This is a genomic window from Bacteroides sp. AM16-24 (assembly GCF_003471885.1).
Taxonomy (GTDB): Bacteria; Bacteroidota; Bacteroidia; order Bacteroidales; family Bacteroidaceae; genus Bacteroides.
Map to the genome: position 1 here is coordinate 1 of NZ_QRKI01000010.1, position 19,951 is coordinate 19,951.

General features: G+C 42.3%; 15 protein-coding genes, 2 pseudogenes and 2 riboswitches. Of the genes and pseudogenes, 8 read left to right on the plus strand and 9 right to left on the minus strand.

The window, feature by feature from the left end:
• A pseudogene (locus tag DW182_RS12525) lies at positions 1-571 on the minus strand (ATP-binding cassette domain-containing protein); the annotation flags it as partial.
• A gap of 329 nt (positions 572-900) precedes the next feature.
• Complete coding sequence (locus tag DW182_RS12530; protein WP_233564155.1) at positions 901-1,512, minus strand: TetR/AcrR family transcriptional regulator; 612 nt, start codon at positions 1,510-1,512, stop codon at positions 901-903.
• A gap of 99 nt (positions 1,513-1,611) precedes the next feature.
• Here DW182_RS12530 and DW182_RS22525 point away from each other — a divergent pair, with 99 nt between their 5' ends.
• From DW182_RS22525 to ccsA, 8 genes are all read left to right on the plus strand, one after another.
• Positions 1,612-1,983: a hypothetical protein gene (locus DW182_RS22525; protein WP_370449807.1), complete on the plus strand. Its 372-nt coding sequence runs from the start codon at positions 1,612-1,614 to the stop codon at positions 1,981-1,983.
• Between the two features lie 114 nt (positions 1,984-2,097).
• Positions 2,098-3,468 (plus strand): hypothetical protein, encoded by a 1,371-nt coding sequence (locus DW182_RS12540; RefSeq protein WP_117707164.1) that lies wholly within the window; start codon positions 2,098-2,100, stop codon positions 3,466-3,468.
• Between the two features lie 40 nt (positions 3,469-3,508).
• Positions 3,509-4,627, plus strand: coding sequence for an imelysin family protein (locus tag DW182_RS12545; protein ID WP_118295757.1), 1,119 nt, complete (start codon positions 3,509-3,511; stop codon positions 4,625-4,627).
• 128 nt (positions 4,628-4,755) lie between these two features.
• Complete coding sequence (locus tag DW182_RS12550; protein WP_055171753.1) at positions 4,756-6,189, plus strand: di-heme oxidoredictase family protein; 1,434 nt, start codon at positions 4,756-4,758, stop codon at positions 6,187-6,189.
• A gap of 45 nt (positions 6,190-6,234) precedes the next feature.
• On the plus strand, positions 6,235-7,446 hold the full coding sequence (locus DW182_RS12555) for a porin (RefSeq protein WP_117692574.1): 1,212 nt from the start codon (positions 6,235-6,237) through the stop codon (positions 7,444-7,446).
• Positions 7,447-7,464: 18 nt separating this feature from the next.
• The gene (locus DW182_RS12560) at positions 7,465-8,199 is read left to right on the plus strand and encodes a hypothetical protein (protein WP_117692572.1); all 735 of its coding nucleotides are present in this window, start codon (positions 7,465-7,467) and stop codon (positions 8,197-8,199) included.
• Between the two features lie 12 nt (positions 8,200-8,211).
• Positions 8,212-9,363 (plus strand): Rid family hydrolase, encoded by a 1,152-nt coding sequence (locus DW182_RS12565; RefSeq protein WP_044532138.1) that lies wholly within the window; start codon positions 8,212-8,214, stop codon positions 9,361-9,363.
• The gene (ccsA, locus tag DW182_RS12570) at positions 9,350-11,410 is read left to right on the plus strand and encodes a cytochrome c biogenesis protein CcsA (protein WP_118295758.1); all 2,061 of its coding nucleotides are present in this window, start codon (positions 9,350-9,352) and stop codon (positions 11,408-11,410) included. Before DW182_RS12565 ends, ccsA begins: the two co-directional genes overlap by 14 nt.
• Before the next feature lie 95 nt (positions 11,411-11,505).
• Here ccsA and DW182_RS12575 read toward each other — a convergent pair.
• The 7 genes and pseudogenes from DW182_RS12575 to nrdD all read right to left on the minus strand — a co-directional run.
• Positions 11,506-11,592, minus strand: a pseudogene (locus DW182_RS12575) (DUF2023 family protein); the annotation flags it as partial.
• 60 nt (positions 11,593-11,652) lie between these two features.
• The gene (gene fldA / locus DW182_RS12580) at positions 11,653-12,159 is read right to left on the minus strand and encodes a flavodoxin FldA (protein WP_118295759.1); all 507 of its coding nucleotides are present in this window, start codon (positions 12,157-12,159) and stop codon (positions 11,653-11,655) included.
• Between the two features lie 122 nt (positions 12,160-12,281).
• Positions 12,282-12,944: a vancomycin high temperature exclusion protein gene (locus DW182_RS12585; RefSeq protein WP_117707160.1), complete on the minus strand. Its 663-nt coding sequence runs from the start codon at positions 12,942-12,944 to the stop codon at positions 12,282-12,284.
• 1 nt (position 12,945) lies between these two features.
• Positions 12,946-14,160: an MFS transporter gene (locus DW182_RS12590; protein WP_118295760.1), complete on the minus strand. Its 1,215-nt coding sequence runs from the start codon at positions 14,158-14,160 to the stop codon at positions 12,946-12,948.
• Between the two features lie 51 nt (positions 14,161-14,211).
• Positions 14,212-16,632, minus strand: a complete 2,421-nt coding sequence (locus tag DW182_RS12595; RefSeq protein ID WP_118295761.1) for an ATP-binding protein — start codon at positions 16,630-16,632, stop codon at positions 14,212-14,214.
• Between the two features lie 102 nt (positions 16,633-16,734).
• Positions 16,735-17,199: an anaerobic ribonucleoside-triphosphate reductase activating protein gene (nrdG, locus tag DW182_RS12600; RefSeq protein WP_117692566.1), complete on the minus strand. Its 465-nt coding sequence runs from the start codon at positions 17,197-17,199 to the stop codon at positions 16,735-16,737.
• On the minus strand, positions 17,183-19,276 hold the full coding sequence (gene nrdD / locus DW182_RS12605; RefSeq protein ID WP_044271305.1) for an anaerobic ribonucleoside-triphosphate reductase: 2,094 nt from the start codon (positions 19,274-19,276) through the stop codon (positions 17,183-17,185). The genes nrdG and nrdD overlap by 17 nt, the downstream gene beginning before the upstream one ends.
• A gap of 133 nt (positions 19,277-19,409) precedes the next feature.
• A riboswitch (cobalamin riboswitch) is annotated at positions 19,410-19,629 on the minus strand.
• Positions 19,630-19,721: 92 nt separating this feature from the next.
• Positions 19,722-19,926: riboswitch (cobalamin riboswitch) on the plus strand.
• The last annotated feature ends 25 nt before the right edge of the window (positions 19,927-19,951 follow it).

Sequence of the window (19,951 nt, forward strand, 5' to 3'; positions counted from 1 at the left end):
CGGCTGAAAGACAGCCGATAAAATTGTCGTGGCGGAAAATAGTATGATTACATTCTTGATCGTCTTCAGGCGATGGGCAATCACGATTACTGTACGTCCCGCAATCAGGGTATTGATGGCACGCTGTACTTCCACTTCATTTTCCGGATCGAGTGAAGCCGTTGCTTCATCCAGAAGCACTACGGGAGGTTCTTTCAATATAGCCCGTGCGATGGAAATGCGTTGCTTCTCTCCACCGGACAAGGTGCAACCGCCTTCACCGACCTGCGTATCATACCCCTTGGGCAATCGCATCATGCCTACTCCATTAAATAAAACCTGCCCCTGTTGCGGATCGTAAAAGCGTGCGCATAGTTTCAGCATGGTACTTTTTCCACTGCCCGAAGGACCTACCAGAGCGGTGAGTGTATTCTTACGCAGTGTTACCGATACATCATGCAGTACTTGTTTTTTTCTGATAACCGAATGGCACATGGTAGAAAGTAATATCATCGCTTGCCGGAGCCTCTTTATTCCCTGGCATTTCCGGTTCGTTCATCAGCGTCAGGATACGCCCTCCGGCAATGGAGAAATTCTCTTTCATAATTTATAATTTTGTTTAGTGTGAGTTTTCTCTTTTGAGGCAGGCATTCACTCTTTGCAGGGCTAAGGGATAAAGAGTAATAGCCTGTGCCTGCTGTTAATCTGTGATGACTCCTATACTGAGTATAGAATCAATGCTAATGATTCCTACAATCAATGCCAATGATTCCTACAATCAATACGGATGATTCATACCATCAATACGGATGATAATATACTCAGTCATATAGGCATCCTGGTTGACCTCTACTTATAACCTGGCTCCCTCCGGTGTTTAAAAACGAACAATATTCAGATTCATTCAAAAAAAGAGAGAGCTTATATTTTCATAAGCTCTCTCCAACCAGTTACTTCGAATGTGATGTATTCTGTGACTATCTGTTCCAAATCTTCTACCCCGACTCGGTGCATGATTAATTCCTCAAACATGGTGAACATCCATGCCGTGTGCAGGTGGATAGAAAAGTCGGTTACATTGATATTCATTTGCGGGTGTTTCTCTTTCATATCTCTGAAGTACTCTTTCACGAGTGATGTGGAGCGTTCGGTGAAGTTCTCCTTGAAGTTTTCCAGTGAAGAACCCTGTGCATGGAAAAATAACAATACCAACAATTTGCGATGCTTTTGTATCAATGTCATGTATTCTTCTATCACATATCTTAGGTATTCTGTGGAATACATTTCCATGATATCTGCTCCATAACGACCGTGATGTTCGTGCAGCATTCTATCGAATGCACTGATTACAGGCCGTACCACCGTACAGAAAATATCATCCTTACTTTTGAAATAGTTATAGATATTGCTCAACCCTACCTGTGCTTCTTGCGCAATTTCGCGCATGGAAGCCTTCGGAAAGCCGTTTTCGAGGAATACCTTTTCGGCAGCTTTCAAAATTTCTTTTTGTATGTCATCTTTAGGGTATTGCATAAGTTTTATTTCTTGACTGCAAAGTAGGGAAGAATCCCCGTTTCCTGAAATACCCATTAATGATGGTTTTTTGTTAGATTTTTATAAAAATCACAATTATTGGGTATTGCCAAGGTCACTGAAAGCATGCAACTTTGCGCGTATTATCTAACTATAGACTACTATATGGTGAAACTGACGAATTATAAAAAGGCAATTGACAGACCTTTAAGTTGTAAGAGATGGGGAATAATAGCTATTATTATTCTTTTTGCAGGTAGCTTATCTTTTTTACTGTACTCTTACTTTTCGCATGATGCTGATAATCCTCAGTGTAACTGTTTGCTATGCATGCTTAATCATGTTCCTGAAGAAGGAGAATACATTTATAACCGCTATTTGATATTTATTAGTTTTATTTGGATTGCTGTGATCTTTGCAGCTGTCTTTTTAGTGAATTACTGTTTTGTAAAAAAGAACAAAAAGAAATAGTGTTCATTTAAGTACCTACTTGTTATTATTTTTAATAACACAATACTCATATTTGGGTATTGCCCGCTTTTTCAACTCCCTCTACCTTTGCGCCAATAAAATTTAAGATAAAAGATGAGAAAATTAACTTGCTTATTCGCCTTAGGTTTCTTGCTTTTTAACAATACTTTACGGGCTAATGAACCTGAAAAAGTAACCTCAACAGAAGAGGTATCTGAAACTGCGGCAAAGAAAGAGAGAATAAAACAGGTAACAAAAGATGACGACTACGAAAAGTTCCGTTTTGGTGGATACGGAGAAATGGTAGCAAAGTTTATGAACTACGGAACGAATCGTTTCTATGGTGGGGTCGATAACAGTGATCATCGCAATAACATTGCAATTCCTCGTTTTGTGTTGGCTTTTGACTACAAGTTTAATTCCAAGTGGATACTGGGTGCTGAAATAGAGTTTGAAGCAGGAGGTGTAGGTATTGAAACAGAACTTGAGAATTCAGAAAACGGTGAGTATGAAACAGAAATGGAAAAGGGGGGAGAAGTTGCTCTTGAGCAGTTTCACATTACCCGTCTGATACATTCGGCTTTCAATGTTCGTGCCGGTCATTTGATTGTACCTATGGGATTGACCAATGCACACCATGAGCCTATCAACTTCTTTGGAACATCTCGTCCTGAGGGTGAAACCACAATTATTCCTTCTACCTGGCATGAGACAGGATTGGAATTCTTCGGCTCTTTTGGTAAAGGATATGCGCGCTTTGATTATCAGGCAATGATTGTTGCCGGCTTGAATGCTGATGGATTTGGTCGCGATAACTGGGTTGCCGGTGGTAAGCAGGGACTCTTTGAACAAGATAACTTTACTTCGCCTGCTTATGTAGCACGTCTGGACTATAAAGGAGTACCGGGACTGCGTGTAGGTGCTGCTTTTTACTATTGTAATGACGTGACGGCCAATGCAGATAAGAATTATAAGTATAGTAGCGTAGGCCGCTCATCAGTGAAAATCTACTCTGCCGATGCACAGTATAAAAATAAATATGTTACCGCTCGTGGTAATATCATTTATGGTGATTTAGAGAATTCTTCCAAGATCAGCAAGGTTACTCTTTCCAATAACTCCAATTATTATCATGGTGCTATGCGTAATGTAGCTAAGAATGCTCTGTGCTATGGCTTGGAGGCTGGTCTCAACCTGAGTGCTTTCTTCTCGCAGAAGAAATGTCCGGTTATTTATCCTTATGCCCGTTATGAATACTACAACCCGCAGGAAGAGGCAGAAGGTTCAGCTACAATGGAGAAACGCTGTCAGGTAAGCAAATGGACGGCAGGAGTTAACTGGTTTGCATTGCCGAATCTGGTTGTGAAGGCCGATTATACTACCCGTCATATTGGTACGAACAAGGTATTTGGATCGACTAAATATAACAATGAAAATGAATTTGCTATCGGTATAGCTTATGTCGGTTGGTTTACCAAGAGATAGTTCAAATAGGTATTTATAATTAATTTAATGTTTAAGTAATATGAAAAAGTTTTTTTATTTGTCGGCTCTTTCATTGGGCATGATGTGTTCCATTACGGCTTGTAGTGATGATGACACTACGACTATAGACGCTAAAAATCTTGACTATACGGCAGAGAATGCAAGTAGTTGGGGAAATTACATGCGAGTAGTTGCACAATTGTTGGTGAATGATGCTACTGCTCTTTATGATGACTGGGCAGTTAAATACAATGAAGGTGGAAGTTATGCAGATTTCTTTAAGAATCAAGATGCTTTGACGAGTGTTGAGCAGTTGATTGACGGCTGTGTAGACATTGCCAATGAAGTAGGTACTGCCAAAATTGGTGACCCTTACGATCTTTTCATACATAATAATGAAGAAAAGGCTTTGTATGCTGTAGAGTCATGGTATAGCTGGCATTCTCGTGAAGACTATCGTAACAATATCTATTCTATTCGCAATGCTTATTACGGAACACGTACAGGAGCTATTAGCGAGTCATCCCTCTCAAAAGCAGTAGCTGCAGTAAATGCTAATCTTGATACTGAAGTAAAAAAGGCGATTGATGATGCAGCAGCAGCAATTTGGGCTATCCCGAGTCCTTTCCGCAACAATATCAATAGTCCGGAAGCAGTAATTGCTATGGAAGCATGTGCCACTTTAGAGGGAGTACTCAAGGGTAGTTTGAAGAGTTGTATCGAAGGTATTGATAAAACAGTGTTGGCTGAAGTCGTAAAAAATTATGTGGATGTAGTTGTATTACCTACTTACTCTGATTTGAAAGCGGGAAATCAGGCTCTTTTCGATGCTGTTGAGACATTCCGTACTTCTCCCAGCAATGCTAACTTCAAGGCTTGCGCCACAGCATGGCTTGCTGCTCGTACACCGTGGGAAACCAGTGAGGCATTCCTTTTTGGTCCGGTTGCCGACAAAGGTCTTGACCCCAATATGGATAGCTGGCCACTCGATCAGGATGGTATCGTACAGATCCTGACTTCCGGTAACTATTCAGACTTGAACTGGGATGGTGACTATGATGAAGAAGATGATAAAATTGCCGGTGCACAAGCTTTGCGTGGTTACCACACTTTGGAATATTTGATCTTCAAAGATGGCGAAGCCCGTACCATTCAGTAAGATTTTTACTTGTTAGAAATCAGATTTTGCGGAAACAGCGGGATAATGAATATTCTGTTGTTTCCGCAACATCTGCGTTAAAAAGATAAATGTTAGTTACGTATTTTGCAATAATAATTCAATAACGAATGAATGGCTTATTAAAATACTCATTTCCAATCTGTTTTTCGCTTCTGGCATTGTTTGCTTGCGAAAATGATGGAATTGATGTGGATAATATAGAAGTACCTGCCGGCTTTGCCCTCTCTGCCGGTACTGCTACCAACTTCCTGACTTCTTCTTATGCTTATGACAGGTCTGCTGACTGGATAACAGGGGCATACGATAAACGTTTCACCCGTGGTGACAAATTGTATGATGATATCCGCACCAGTAGTAATGGAATAGGTGGAGGACTGGGACCGGTTTATGCCGGTTATTCTTGTGGTAGCTGTCACCGAAATGCCGGACGTACGCAACCTACTTTGTGGAGCGAAGGTGGTTCCGGTAGCTCCGGCTTTTCGTCTATGTTGGTTTATATTAGTCGTAAGAATGGAGCTTTCTTTCAGGATTATGGACGTGTGCTTCATGATCAGGCTATTTATGGTGTGAAGCCCGAGGGAAAACTGAAAGTGGAATATACCTATGAGACTTTCCAGTTCCCTGATGGTGAGACGTATGAACTCTGCAAACCCAATTATTCTATTTATGAATGGTATGCGGACAGTATCAAACCCGAAGACCTGTTCTGTACGGTGCGTATTCCTCTGCGCCACGTAGGTATGGGACAAATGATGGCGCTCGATCCCACTGAAATTGAAGCTTTGGCTGCTAAAAGCAATTATCCGGAATATGGTATCAGTGGCCGTTGCAACTATATCTCCGAGAGAGGAGTGAGAAGTTTAGGCTTGTCCGGTAATAAAGCACAGCATGCCGACCTGACAGTGGAACTTGGTTTCTCCAGCGATATGGGAGTTACGAACAGCCGCTATCCCGAAGAAATCTGTGAAGGACAGGCACAAGTAAATCAAGGCAGTATGATGGGACTTTCTTATGCCCAGTTGGATGTATCTACGGAAGAAATGGAGAATGTAGATCTCTACATGCAGAGCCTTAGTGTTCCGGCACGTCGCAATGTGAATAATGAACAAGTGATCAAGGGTGAGCAGAATTTTTATAAGGCGAAGTGCCATCTCTGCCATGTAACCACCTTGCACACAAAACCACGTGGCTCTGTACTATTGAACGGAACCCGCCTTCCCTGGCTGGGTAGTCAGACAATTCATCCATATTCGGACTTCCTGCTTCATGACATGGGCTCTGAAATTATGGGCGTAGGACTGAATGATAACTATGTAAGCGGTTTGGCCCGCGGTAACGAATGGCGTACGACTCCGCTTTGGGGTATCGGATTGCAGGAAACTGTGAATGGCCATACTTACTTCCTACACGATGGACGTGCTCGCAACTATGTTGAGGCTATCATGTGGCACGGTGGTGAAGGTGAAGCATCGAAAAATCTCTTCAAAAAGATGAGTAAAGAAGATCGTAATGCTTTGGTCGCATTTCTGAAATCATTATAAAACAAATAACGAACAATAAAACCAATAAGTATTATACAAGCAATTATGAAGAAATTAATTTTAATGGTTGTAATGGCTGCCCTTTCGTTGGTTGCTATGGCACAGCATGAAGAAGATACAGAAAACGGTGTAGTGTCACTTGCCGGAAGAGAGGGATTTACGATAGAAACCAAGAAGGGAGACTTTATATTCAAGCCCTATCTGTTGGTACAGACTTGTGCAAATTTCAATTGGTACGATGATGAAGGTCTGGATAAGGCATACAATCAGGATAATGTAGCTAATTCCGGTTTCTCAATTCCCTATGCTGTATTGGGCTTCACTGGTAAAGCTTTTGGTAAAGTAGCCTTTAATCTTTCTATCAATGCGGCTGCCAGTGGGGGAGCATTGCTTCAACAAGCATGGTTCGATGTACAACTTAAAAAACAGTTTGCCGTGCGTGTCGGTAAATTCAAAACACCTTTCTCACATGCTTATCTGACGACGTTGGGCGAAACATTGTTGCCGCAGTTGCCAGTATCATTGACTTCCGCCGTCATTCTGCCTTATTCCTTGAATGCGGTAACGCCTAACATCGGTACCGGTTTTGACCTCGGTGTTGAAATTCACGGATTGTTAGCTGATAAATTTGGCTATGAAGTAGGTTTATTCAATGGTACCGGTTCTTCTGTAAATACAGCTACAAAAACTCTGAGTGATGATTGGCATATCCCTTCTTTACTGTATGCGGGGCGCTTTACTTATATGCCTAAAGGTGTGATGCCGTCCACTCAAGGTAATCCTAACCGTTTGAATGAAGATAAGATCATGTTCGGTGTATCGGCTTCAATCAATGTGGAAAGTGAGAATGAAAGTACCAATGATACCCGTGTGGGAGTGGAATTTGCCATGTTAAAGAATAAACTGTATCTGGGCGCCGAAGCATACTATATGAATGTGGGCTTCACCGATCGTCAGAAAATAAATGAGACATACAATTACCTGGGTGGTTATGTACAGGGCGGTTACTTTGTCGCTCCCCGTTTGCAGGCTGCCTTGCGTTATGACTTCTTTAACCGTAATGGTACCGGTGATGACGGATTTCTGAATATGCCGGCTGTGGGTGTGAATTATTTCTTTAAGGGTTGTAACCTAAAACTTCAGGCTATGTACCAGTATATTGCCCGTACGGGTCACGATACACAGCTCGACCGAGATAATGATAATTTAGGTCTGGCCACTCATTCTGCAACAGTAATGCTGCAATATACTTTCTAAAAAACAAAGAGAGTAGTTATGAAGAAATGTATATTATTCTTTGCTGCTATCTGGATGACACTCTGCTTCTGTTCATGTGATGATGGAAGAATCTATGAGAAGGAGATAGAGGTGCAGCGTGGCGGCCGCGTCCTAAAGTTGACAGGTCGTTTCAGTGGTATCAGCAATTGGACGGATGATTATAGTGTCGTTGTGGCAGGCTTCAATGATAAAAGTGAATACGCCGTTATAACGAAATCACTGCCAGTCAATGTAACCGACGGAACAGATATCGTTATGACACTGGGAGGTATCAGTGATGATGTGAAATCACTCAAATTGTGTGTGATCAGTCGTTTGCGCGAATGCATTGTCGAATTTAAGACGATGGAAGATGAAGAACTCGCAGCTATTACAGATACTATATTAATGGATGTGGGAACACTGGACGTGGGTATGTTCAGTTCCATCCAGTCACAGGTTTTCGATAAAAGATGTGTAGCGTGCCATGGGCAGACCGGTTCTGCATCGGGTAATTTATTTCTGACGGAGGGTAAGAGCTATCATGCGTTGGTCAACCAGCCGGCGCATAAGAATAGTGATATACTATTGGTGAAGCCCGGCAGTGCAGAAGAGAGTTTTCTACATTTGGTCTTGAACAGGGCTGGTGATACGAGTATGAACCATACCGATATGCTGTCAGAAGATGAGCAACCCTTATTGAAACTGATAGATAATTGGATAAACGAAGGTATTTTTTTGAATAACGAGTAAACGATATTGGAAATGAACAACAAAAAAACAACCAACCAATCAGAGAATACATTAACCGAGATTTTTAAATATGAAGTAAAAGAAGGCGTTTCAGAGTTTCATGTAATGATTCACTCTATTCGGCCGGAAGACACTTATGAGGAACAGTTAAATGCAGTAGTCAATGCCTACAATGATTTGCTTGCAGGTGAATTGAAAGGTGCCATGGCTGTGTTTAAACGTTATTTCCTGAGTGATACCGCCAATCAGGCTGACCTCCTGCTGGCTATCACTACCGAAAGTTCCGACTGTGCTCTTTCCGTGGTAGAGCAACCCCCTTTGGATGGGACGAAAATAGCTTTGTGGGCTTATTTACAGACCAATGTGCAGACACAAGTGCTGCACAACGGACTGTTTGAAGTAAAGCACAATGCGTACCGCCACCTGTGGGGAGGCAGTGTTTTCAATCGTGCTGCAAATTCTGAATACCAGACCCGTTTGTTGCTGAATGACTACGTGATGCAACTTATGGAACAAGGATGTAAATTGGCGGATAACTGTATCCGTACCTGGTTCTTCGTACAGAATGTGGATGTGAATTATGCCGGTGTGGTAAAGGCACGTAATGAGGTTTTCGTTACTCAGAATTTGACGGAAAAGACACACTATATTGCCAGTACAGGTATCGGCGGACGTCATGCTGATCCTAAAGTATTGGTGCAAATGGATACCTATGCTGTGGCAGGTTTAAAGCCGGAACAGATACACTTCCTTTATGCTCCTACGCATCTGAATCCTACTTATGAGTATGGTGTCAGCTTTGAACGCGGAACGTATGTCGATTACGGTGACCGGCGTCAAGTGTTTATTTCAGGTACGGCAAGTATCAACAATAAAGGGGAAGTGGTATACCCCGGCGACATCCGCAGGCAGACGGAACGGATGTGGGAAAATGTAGAAGCCTTGCTGAAAGAGGCGGAGTGCACATTTGATGATTTGGGACATATGATTGTTTACCTGCGTGACATTGCAGACTATGCAGTTGTGAAGAGTATGTATGACAAGCGTTTCCCGGATACTCCTAAAGTATTTGTACATGCGCCTGTATGTCGTCCCGGCTGGTTGATCGAAATGGAATGTATGGGAGTTAAGGCTTTGAAGAATAAAGAATATGCACCTTTTTAATTTGAAGAAAAGTCTCGTCTTTTTATATATCTGTCTGGTGGCTTTGCTCGCTGTGGTGACCTTTGTGGAGCATGTACACGGAACAGAGTTTGTAGAAAAGTATGTTTATCATACAGTTTGGTTTTGTTGTTTGTGGGGAGTACTTGCCGCATTGGCAGTTGTCGTGTTGATTGAGCGGCAGTTGTGGCGGCATCTCCCGGCATTGTTGTTGCATGGCTCCTTCCTCGTTATCTTGGTGGGAGCCATGATTACATTTTCATGCAGCAAAAAAGGATATATGCATCTCACTGTAGGCACTGAGGTGGGAACTTTCATAGACCAAGACAGTAAGCGGGTGATCGAATTACCATTCACATTGTGTCTGGACAGTTTCCGGGTGGAGTATTATCCGGGGACGGAAGCTCCGGCAGATTATGTCAGCTATATCCGTGGTGCGAAACCTGTTTCCATGAATCGTATCCTCTCTCGTCAGGGGTATCGTTTTTACCAGTCTTCTTTTGATGATGATAAGGAGGGGAGCTGGTTGTCGGTGAATTATGATCCGTGGGGAATAGGAATTACGTATGCAGGATATATTTTGCTGGGTATTTCCATGTTGTGGATGCTTGTCAGTCATAGTGGGGAATTCCGTAGATTGCTCAGGCATCCGTTGCTTCGAAAAGGGGGAATGTTTGTGTGGTTGCTCATGGCTACGGGAATGGTGGTGCAAGCAGAAAACAGAAGCCTTCCGGCACTTGCACTCAGACAGGCGGATAGTCTGGCTTCCAAACAAGTGATTTATCATGATCGCGTAGTACCTTTTAATACACTTGCACGGGACTTTGTATTGAAACTGACCGGGAAACCTTCTTATGGTGGCATGACACCCGAACAGGTTGTCGGAGGTTGGTTACTCCGTCCGGAGGTTTGGCAGAATGAACCGATGATTTATATAAAGAGTGCGGAACTTCGTCATTTACTCCGATTACCTTCTTCCTATGCCCGTCTTACTGATTTGTTTGATGGACAAAACTATCGCTTGCAGGAGTTTTGGAAGGTCGGACAAAAGCCACACATGAAAATGACTTCGTTGGAAAAGGCTATTATGGAAACGGATGAAAAGGTAGGATTGATACTGATGCTACGGAGTGGAATGCTTATCCGTACTTTACCGGAAGATGGGAGTATAAAACCACTGTCTGACGTAAAGGTACAGGCTGAAATATTGTACAATCGCATTCCATTCAGCAAACTGTTGTTCATGTTCAATCTGACTGTAGGGATGCTGGCATTTTTTTATTTACTTTATTGCAGCATGCATCGTTCGGCAGGTAAGGCATGGAGAGTTTTTACAGTTGCACTTTATGCAGCATTTCTTTTTCAACTTTTTGGTTACTGTTTGCGGTGGTATATTGGCGGGCGTATTCCACTGAGCAATGGATATGAAACCATGCAGTTTATGGCACTGTGTACACTTCTGCTTGCATGCATATTCCGGCGTCGCTTCTCTTTTACGTTGCCTTTTGGATTGCTCATTTCGGGTTTTGCCTTGTTAGTGGCTTATCTTGGGCAGAACAATCCTCAGATCACTCCTCTGATGCCTGTGTTGCTGTCTCCTTGGTTAAGTATCCATGTTTCTCTGATTATGGTATCTTATGCATTGTTTGCCTTTATGATGCTAAATGGATTACTGGCATTCTGCATAGGAGGCTGGCGAAAAAAGGCAATCGATTCGGAGATTCAGGAACAGTGTAAGGTTCGTGTAGAGCAATTGATGCTTTTCAGTCGGTTGATGCTCTATCCGGCAGTATTTTGTCTGGGGGCGGGAATTTTTATTGGTGCTGTGTGGGCAAATGTTTCATGGGGGCGCTATTGGGCCTGGGACCCGAAAGAAGTCTGGGCTTTGATCACCTTTTTAATCTATGGTGCGGCATTCCACGGACCATCGCTTGCCGTCTTCCGGCAACCCCGGTTTTTCCATGCTTATATGGTGTTGGCTTTCCTTACGGTGCTGATGACTTACTTCGGAGTAAATTATCTACTGGGCGGTATGCATAGCTATGCCTGATTATCTTTCTATTTTCGGATGATATAATAAAAATGCCTACGGAATCCGCAGGCATTTTTTACAAAAAACAACTAACTAAACACATGCAAAATTAATCAAGCGCATCGGACTTTTCTTTCACAGTACCGTTCGCATTGCGCACATATATCATAATCTAACATTGCCCCGAGTATAAAATCTTCTCTTTCAATTCTACCGGGTTAATGTCAGATATTGTCATAAGGCTATGGAATAAGAGAAAATTATGCCAAGTGATTTTTTATGTCGTTCACCCAAGCGTCGATACGTTCTTCCGTCTTATCACTTTCGTTGATGTCATCAAGAGCAAGTCCGACAAACATACCGTCGATAACAGCAATAGAGGAGGAGAAAGAATAATCTTTTGCAGATACTTTACCGATGATGGTGCAGCCGGAATCCTTGATGTCTTCGTATATGATACCCATGCCATCGCAGAATGTATCGCAATAAGATTCGGAATCACCACAACCGAACAGAGCAATTGTTTTTTCTTTCAAGTCTGATTCCTTCAACACTTTAACGCCATTATACCAGTCATCCTGCAGTTCACCGTCACCCCAGGTAGAAGTTCCTAAGAGAAGAGCTTCATATTCCTTTACCATGTCGGCATTCATTTTGCTGACATCGATTACATCGGATGCGGGGACACCTAGTTTAGAAGCAATTGTTTCGGCAATGCCTTGTGTAGTTCCGGTTGAGGAACCATAAAATATTCCTATTTTCTTCATGCTATAAAATGGTTTAATTTGTACGGTTGCAAAGTAACGGCATCAGAGGGGTTTATGAAATACCCACAAATAATGAAATGTTTCTTTGTGCCTAACCACTTATAGGTATGATGGGTGGGAAGTTACTGAATGATTACCGGTTCTCCCAGAAACTTCGGATTTTTGCCGGTCCACAAGTCCAGAAAGAGCTTAACTCTGGCAAACTTCTCCCGGAGTTGTGTTTTGAAACCACTGTAGGCATTCACGTCTTCGGCATTGTATCCTACGACCTGTAATCCTTTGGCATGCGCAATGTAAATGGCACGCTGGTTATGAAATTTCTGCGATATGATTGTGAAGCTTTTCTGTCCGAAAATCTTTTCCATGCGAACTACGGAATCTAAAGTGCGGAATCCTGCATAATCCAGATAAATCTTATCTTCAGGAATACCGCGTAACATCAGCTCCGACTTCATATCTTCCGGTTCATTATAACCTTCGCGACTGTTGTCACCACTGATTACAACCACTTCTATTTTACCAGCTTTATATAAGTCTACCGTTGCCTGTATTCTATTCTGGAAGTATTGGTTGGGAAGTCCGGAACGTAATAGTTTTGAGGTTCCAAGCAGAAGACCTGCTTTATTCTGGGGAATAGAATCGATATTCTGATATATAAACGCTTTTGCTGTATGGCGTACTGCGTAATTAGCGCAAACTATTACTGCAAAGATGAGGATTGTGCCGGTCAGGATAGACCATTTGATCCGTCTTGCCCATTTGGATGATTTTATAAGTTTCTTCATACTAATCAGGTATTTGCTTACGGTTTTTCTTCAGATCAGGCAAAAACCAGGTAACCAATCCGAGTAACGGCATATAAGCGCAGACATTATAAACAGCTTCGATGCCGAACTTATCCGCCATATTTCCCAATACAGCCGAAGCAATACCTGCCACTCCGAAAGCAAATCCGAAAAATAATCCGGAAATCAGTCCCAGTTTACTGGGTAATAGCTCCTGCGCATATAACAGGATGGCGGGGAAAGCAGATGAAAGAACCAGGCCGACACAGAAACTCATAATAATTGTGGCAAGCAAGCCAACATGAGGCATCAGCATACTGAAAGGTGCGGCACCGAGGATGGAACCCCAGATGACATACTTTCTTCCGATACGATCTCCGATAGGACCACCCATTAGTGTACCGATGGCTGTAGCCACAAGAAACACAAAGAGGTAAAGTTGGGAGTCCTGTACACTTACTCCGAATTTATCAATCAGATAGAAAGTGTAATAGCTGCTTAAGCTTGCCATATAAATATATTTGGAGAAGATAAGTATCAGCAGGATAGAAATGGAAAGAACCGTTTTTTCCATAGGCAAAGGCATCTGCATATGAGGTTGTAGGGCAATATGGTCACGTTTCATCCGGGTAATGTATCTTTTGTACCATTTGCCGACAGGTATCATTACCATGATTGCTATCACTGATAAAATTGCGAATAATGCGATGTTGTGTCTGCCATAAGGCGCTACAATTAAAGCTACCAGTAACGGACCCAATGATCCTCCCAGGTTGCCACCCACCTGAAACAGGGATTGTGCCAGGCCTCTTCTGCCTCCGGAGGCGAGCGAAGTGATGCGCGATGCTTCCGGGTGAAGTACGGAAGAACCTATACCTATGATGAACACTGAGAACAATACCCAATAAAGATTTGTGGAAAAGGCCAGATTCAACAATCCGGTCATAGTGAACAACATCCCCATCGGTAGTGTCCAGGCAAACGGGCGCTTATCAAAAAATAATCCGAATACGGGTTGGAACACCGATGCGGACATCTGATAAACCAGCGTAATCAATCCGATTTGTGCAAAACTCAACGTTAAGTCCTCTTTGAAAAGCGGATATGTGGCGGTTATGACGGATTGCAATAAGTCGTTCAGACAATGAGAAATACTTAATGCGGTCAATATCGGATAAGCTATCGAACTTACCGGTCGTTGTGTATTCTGTTGCATGATGGTTGCGTCTCTAATATAAATCGGGCGCAAAGGTACAAAATAAAATGATTAATACGGATGAGTAAACCAAAAGCATGAACCTTCTCCTTCAGTTGATTCCACTCCGATTTTTCCTCCCATCTGAGATACTAAACTTTTGCAGATGGAAAGTCCAAGACCGGTGCCCTGTACAAAAGTATTAAGTTTCACAAACCGTTCGAATATGCTATCAATTTTCTCTTTGGGAATCCCGACACCTGTATCACGTACATAGAATTTTATTTCGTGGGGTGCCGTCTGTTCATATCCCAAAGCTATAGTGCCTTGCTTCGTAAACTTCAATGCATTGTTTATGAAATTGGTTATGACTTGCATGAATCGGTTTTTGTCTGTATAAATATGACAATCGGGCATATACTTCTCAAAGACCAGGTCTACAGTTTCCGGTACTTTCATCTCCAGCGACTTGATGATTTTCATGCAGCTTTCGTTTACATCCAGATCGGAGCGTACGAAATCGAATGTTCCGGACTCTATCTTCGAAAGATCGAGAATATCAGAAACCAGTTGCAGAAGCAATTCATTGTTTGTTTCTACTATTTTGATATATTCCTGGCGTTCTTCCCTGTCGTCTGTTTCTGCCAGCAGACTGGAAAAACCAACGATAGAGTTGAGCGGAGTACGTATTTCATGACTCATATTAGCAAGGAAAGCAGATTTCAAACGATCCAGTTCTTCGGCTTTGTCACGGGCAATGATCAGCTTCTGTTCTGTCTCTTTCAAGGGAGTGATATCATAGTTGATACACAGCATTTCAATAACTCCATCCTGAGGACGATAATCCCTAACCATTACGTTTATACTGGTCCACGAATATTTTCCGTTACCTCTGTTAACGCGTACTTCTTTACTTAAACTTGTGGCTTTCCCTTCTTTAACCTGATCTACAAATTGTTTCAGGACAGCGCAATCTTCCGGGTGCACATGTGAATATACTCCGATAACCTGGGGCATGGGAGTGTTTTCTTTTTCACCTAAATTCCGATACCATGTATCCTGGGCATACCCGTCTCTCGTCATTACATTAAAATGGGCAAAACCTACTTTGGCATAGTCACCTATTAAGAGGAACAGATGTTCAAACTCTTGTATTTTGGTGTATGCACTGGTGGTTTCTGTTGTATCTATATTGATAAACAGGTAATTGCTGAATTGATTTTGTGAATCGTAAAGCAGAGCCACCTTGGTTTGAAGATTGATAATATCTTTTCTTCGACTTGTGACGTATCGGTCGATCTTTGAGAAATCATAATTGATCGAGAAGTCCACATTTTCTCTGGCACGCAATTTTTCTTTCACGTCTTCGGGGATATTGGGATTCTCAAACAGTGATACCCCCAGTGCTTCCTTCATATCCGCCAAGCCGAATATTTCAAGTTCTTTATCATTCATATCTACCAGATACCCGTCTTTGTCGTAAAGCTCGATACCTACTGGCAGATTCTTATAAATATTGCGAAGAATTTTTTCACTGTGATCCAATGCGAGGCGATCCTCTTTAGCCTGAAGTTCCGCTTTACGTAATTGGAGGCAAATGCTGATGATGTTTCCTAAAGACGAAAACCATTGATGGTCGATGTTACTCCAGCTGCGGTGCGTTCTGACCATATCGATGCCCATATACCCCCATACCTTATCTTTCGATAGGAGAGGAACCACCATTACTGATTTAATATCTTGCACCTCCAAGGTATCACGGTAAACTTTTGCCTCAGGTGGCATATCGTCCAATGTATTCAGAATGATTGATTTCTTTTCTGAGATTTGGCGATCCCACCAGAGAGAATCATCCCAAGGTACATTCTGTAAGAAATCCAGTTCCTGGGATATTCCTTCGGCTGTTGCTTCATAAAGGCAACTTTGCACTTTATGTTCTCTGTTTATCTCAAATATATAGGTGCGGTCTCCTTTGGTCTGTTTGAGGAGATCTGCCAATATTTTATTGATAATCTGTGTAATATCATCCGATTGTAGAAAAGCGAGCAATGAATAGGAAATACTGTTTTGTTGATAAAGTAAACTATTTACCTGAAGGAAATCAATGTTCTCATTCATCTCTCCAGTACGGTTATCTATGCATTGCAGATATCCTATCATATTTCTATAACCTTCTTCATCCGGTTGTTTGAAACTTATTTTAGAATATACCCATATATCTCCATCTTTTGCCTGGATGGGGAACATTTGCTCATAGGTTTCTATGTTTGTGAGCGAAAAGTATTCATTTCTGAGCCGTTCCCGATGGTCTTCCCGTATTCTTCCGTGGAAATCTTCGAAACTGATCCGGTTGCTTTCAAGTCCGAGTAAGTCAATGATAAAGTCTGAACAAATATATTGGCGATTTTTCAGGTCCGATTCCCACCAACCCATTTTAGCCATTTGCGCAATCTGGCGATATTTCTCACAGTCAATATTTGGCTTCTCTTTCATATATCTTTTTGCTCCTGTTTTCTATTCCTCATTAAGATCTCAGTGGGCAAATATAGAGATAACTTTTATATTTTGAGGAATTTGTTGTCAAAAGAATGTTTTTCACTGTCGGAATCGGTAGGTAATATCATCCATTTTTTCCTGTGTAATCTTATAAAGCCGCTGGTTGGTATGTTCGGACTTCAGGTTGCCGCGATTTTCCAGATAGGGCCCGAGTTTGATATATTGAAAATTCTGTATGGGGAATTCTGCAGGTAATTTCGGTTTTCCGGAATACCAGCCTACTTTCACCGGAGCGATCTGTTGCCTTTGCAGGAAATCTGCGAAATATGCTACATCATAAGGATCCGCATCTCCGCCCATAAAGCAAACACACGTAACAGCCTTTCCATACTTTTGTAAAAGTATGGAAAGGTTTTCTTCTGTCAATAGCTCTCCGACATTTTGTTGGAGATAAGGACTGTGGCAACCTTTGCACCTGTTCGGGCAATTGGACAGGTTGATTGCCAATGTCACCTCATCCGGTATCTCTTGGAAAACAATGTCGTAATCAGTGTACTTCAGCATAATACCTTCGGGCAGCCTCCTTTTGCCGAGCTTGAGAGAAATTGCTGATTCGCTTCATATAGCCGATGACGCGGGTCAGATAGTCCACGTTTTGGCTATGACATTCCGGACACTCTTTCAAGTATCTTTTGTCAATGTGGTTGCATTCGTTGCAAACCGTGTTAGGTATATTGAAAGTAAAGTAATTGCAGCCCTCAGTGGCGGCTACCCGAAGTAATTGTCTGTATTGCTCTTTGCTTAGATGTTCTTCCAAATTCATATGGAGTGCCGAACCACCCGTCAGATGCTCTATATACCTGTGTCCATGCATACGGAACTTATCAATGACGTTCAGCGACTCATCCTCTACAATGTAGAAATAGCTGTTATAGCACTCGCGGAATGTCTGGAAACCGGCTTCTTTGTCCCATTTGGCATGTTTCACACCTACATTTTCAGCCGGTATCATTTCGCAGTTAAAGAGTATATCTTTCGTTCGATATTTCTTATTGTATTTTTCAACTATTCCCAGAATCTCCTGCACAAAAGCTTCATATTTAGGATTATCGTTGATTTCAATTCCCATGAATTGAGCGGCTTCCACCAGCCCGTTTACACCGATTGTCAGATATTGGCGTCCCATATTGATGTATCCGGCATCGAATAAAGGCAACATTCCTTTGCTTTGCAGATGCTTTAGGTTTTCGTTATAGGCCAGTTGTACTTTGTGTACCAGATCTACTACCTCTTCAAGGAAGAAATGATAAAGCAATCCGGATTTCACTGCATGCTGGATGCAACGGTTCAGGTTGATAGTCAACACGCTTTTTGATCCGGTAGATACGCCGCCTGCTCCCAGGGTGTAACTAAATCCGTTATCCTGTATTTCATTACGCAAGCGGCAACAGCTACTTAACGAGTCGGCATTATCACTCATATATGTAAAGAAAGAGTGCCCTTCCGCATACATTTCGGCCGTGAAGTCACCGTATTCCTTATCCAATACATCTCCGTCTTTGGTCAGCAAAGCCATTGTTTCTACGGGGAAGGTAAGAATGGCTTTGGTACGTTCCTTATTGAACCACTTCATGAAGCGCTTTTGCAACCAGCTCAATGATTCCCAATGGGGAGCGTTTCCGTCCGGGAAGACAAAATGCTCGAAAAGGCTGTTGAAATAATATTGATCATAGTAAGCCACATTCCAGAATACTGCCTGAAAATTCCGTGCCCCCGTAGGTTGATTGATGGAATATACGATCTGTTCAAAACAATCGGTGATTATTTTATCTATGGTTCTTTGTTTGGAGGAAAGGTCGGCAAGTTGTTCCGGATGTTTATAGTAATCTTCTCCGTATTCTTTTTCTATGAAATAATTCATATACATCAGAAATTCCGGTGTGGCGCAGGCGCCGCTGAGCATACTCGATACGATAAATACCATATTGATGAATCCTCCGCAGAAAGACTTCAGATTGGTGGGTGCCGTGGAGTTACCGCCTACGGATGCGGTTCCGCTGATCAGCCACGGATACATGGTGATGCTTGCGCAATAATTGGCAAGATTGGTTTCATCATTCTTGTATATGAAGTGTTGGTTCAGCAATTCGATGTAGCGGTCTGAAAGTTCCTTGCCGTACATGTCCTTCAGGCGGTCAGTCAGCAAACGGCGGTTCAGACGGATGAAGTTCGATTTGGGGAGTTCGCCTATCAGTGTGGCTATATTTTTATTTTCCACATTGGCGTTAGCGTCATACTTGCTACCGGTGGCAGGGTTGGAGGCATCGCAGTAATCCATTAGAAAACGGAGCTTGTCACGTACTTCCCGGTCTTCCAGATGTTTCTGTCTGTATAGCATGAACGCTTTTGCTACACTGTAATAGTGTTCAGCCATCAGTGCCACTTCTACTTGGTTCTGTATATCTTCTACACTGGTTCCATCACTGATGTTCACGCGGCTGAGTATGTTGGTGATCACATCTTGTGTGGCAAAACTGCCGACAGATAAAAATGCTTTACTAATTGCGTTCTTGATCTTATCAAGTGAAAACGCTTCTTTTTTCCCATCTCTTTTGACGATGAAAGTCTCCGAATTGATCATACCTGTAATTTAAGATTTAACAAATAAATATTCCTTGTTTAGTTAGCTATACTAAATCAAACGGCAAAATAAGGAGAGTAAGTAATAAAATGAATCTTGGAGGATACACTCTATTGCTTTTCACCCGAAAGCCTGAATGATTACAGATATCGGCAGGTCTTCTGACTTGTTTCCGTTGTGGCGCCTTCCCGGTCTTTGCAGGACCAGTGGCTAAAGAATGCCACAATCTTTTCTCCACATGGTAGGGAGATGAAACTTACAGCTACGGGGATAGTCCCTGATTTTCACAGGATTCCCTTTTAATTCCGTTTCACGCTTGCGGTGATTTGGAAACCGTTATCGCTGACAAAGTTAGAAATAAAATCTATAATCCAACGGATGATAGAAAAAAATATTCCCTGCTTATATTTTTTGTTTTAAAAAGCATCTCCAATGATAATTTCCACTATCTTTGCCCCGAATTGGTTTCGGATGAACATTTCTTTCATTTGGATTAAAAGGGAATCGGGTGTAAATCCCGGACAGTCCCGCTGCTGTGAAGCTCCATAACTTTCTTGATAAATACTTTAGCCACTGGCTGTGAATTGGAGGCCGGGAAGGAATCAGAGAGGGAGTCAGTCAGAAGACCTGCCATTCGTTAAAGTCTGTTGCTACTCGTGGGATTAGGGGAACAGT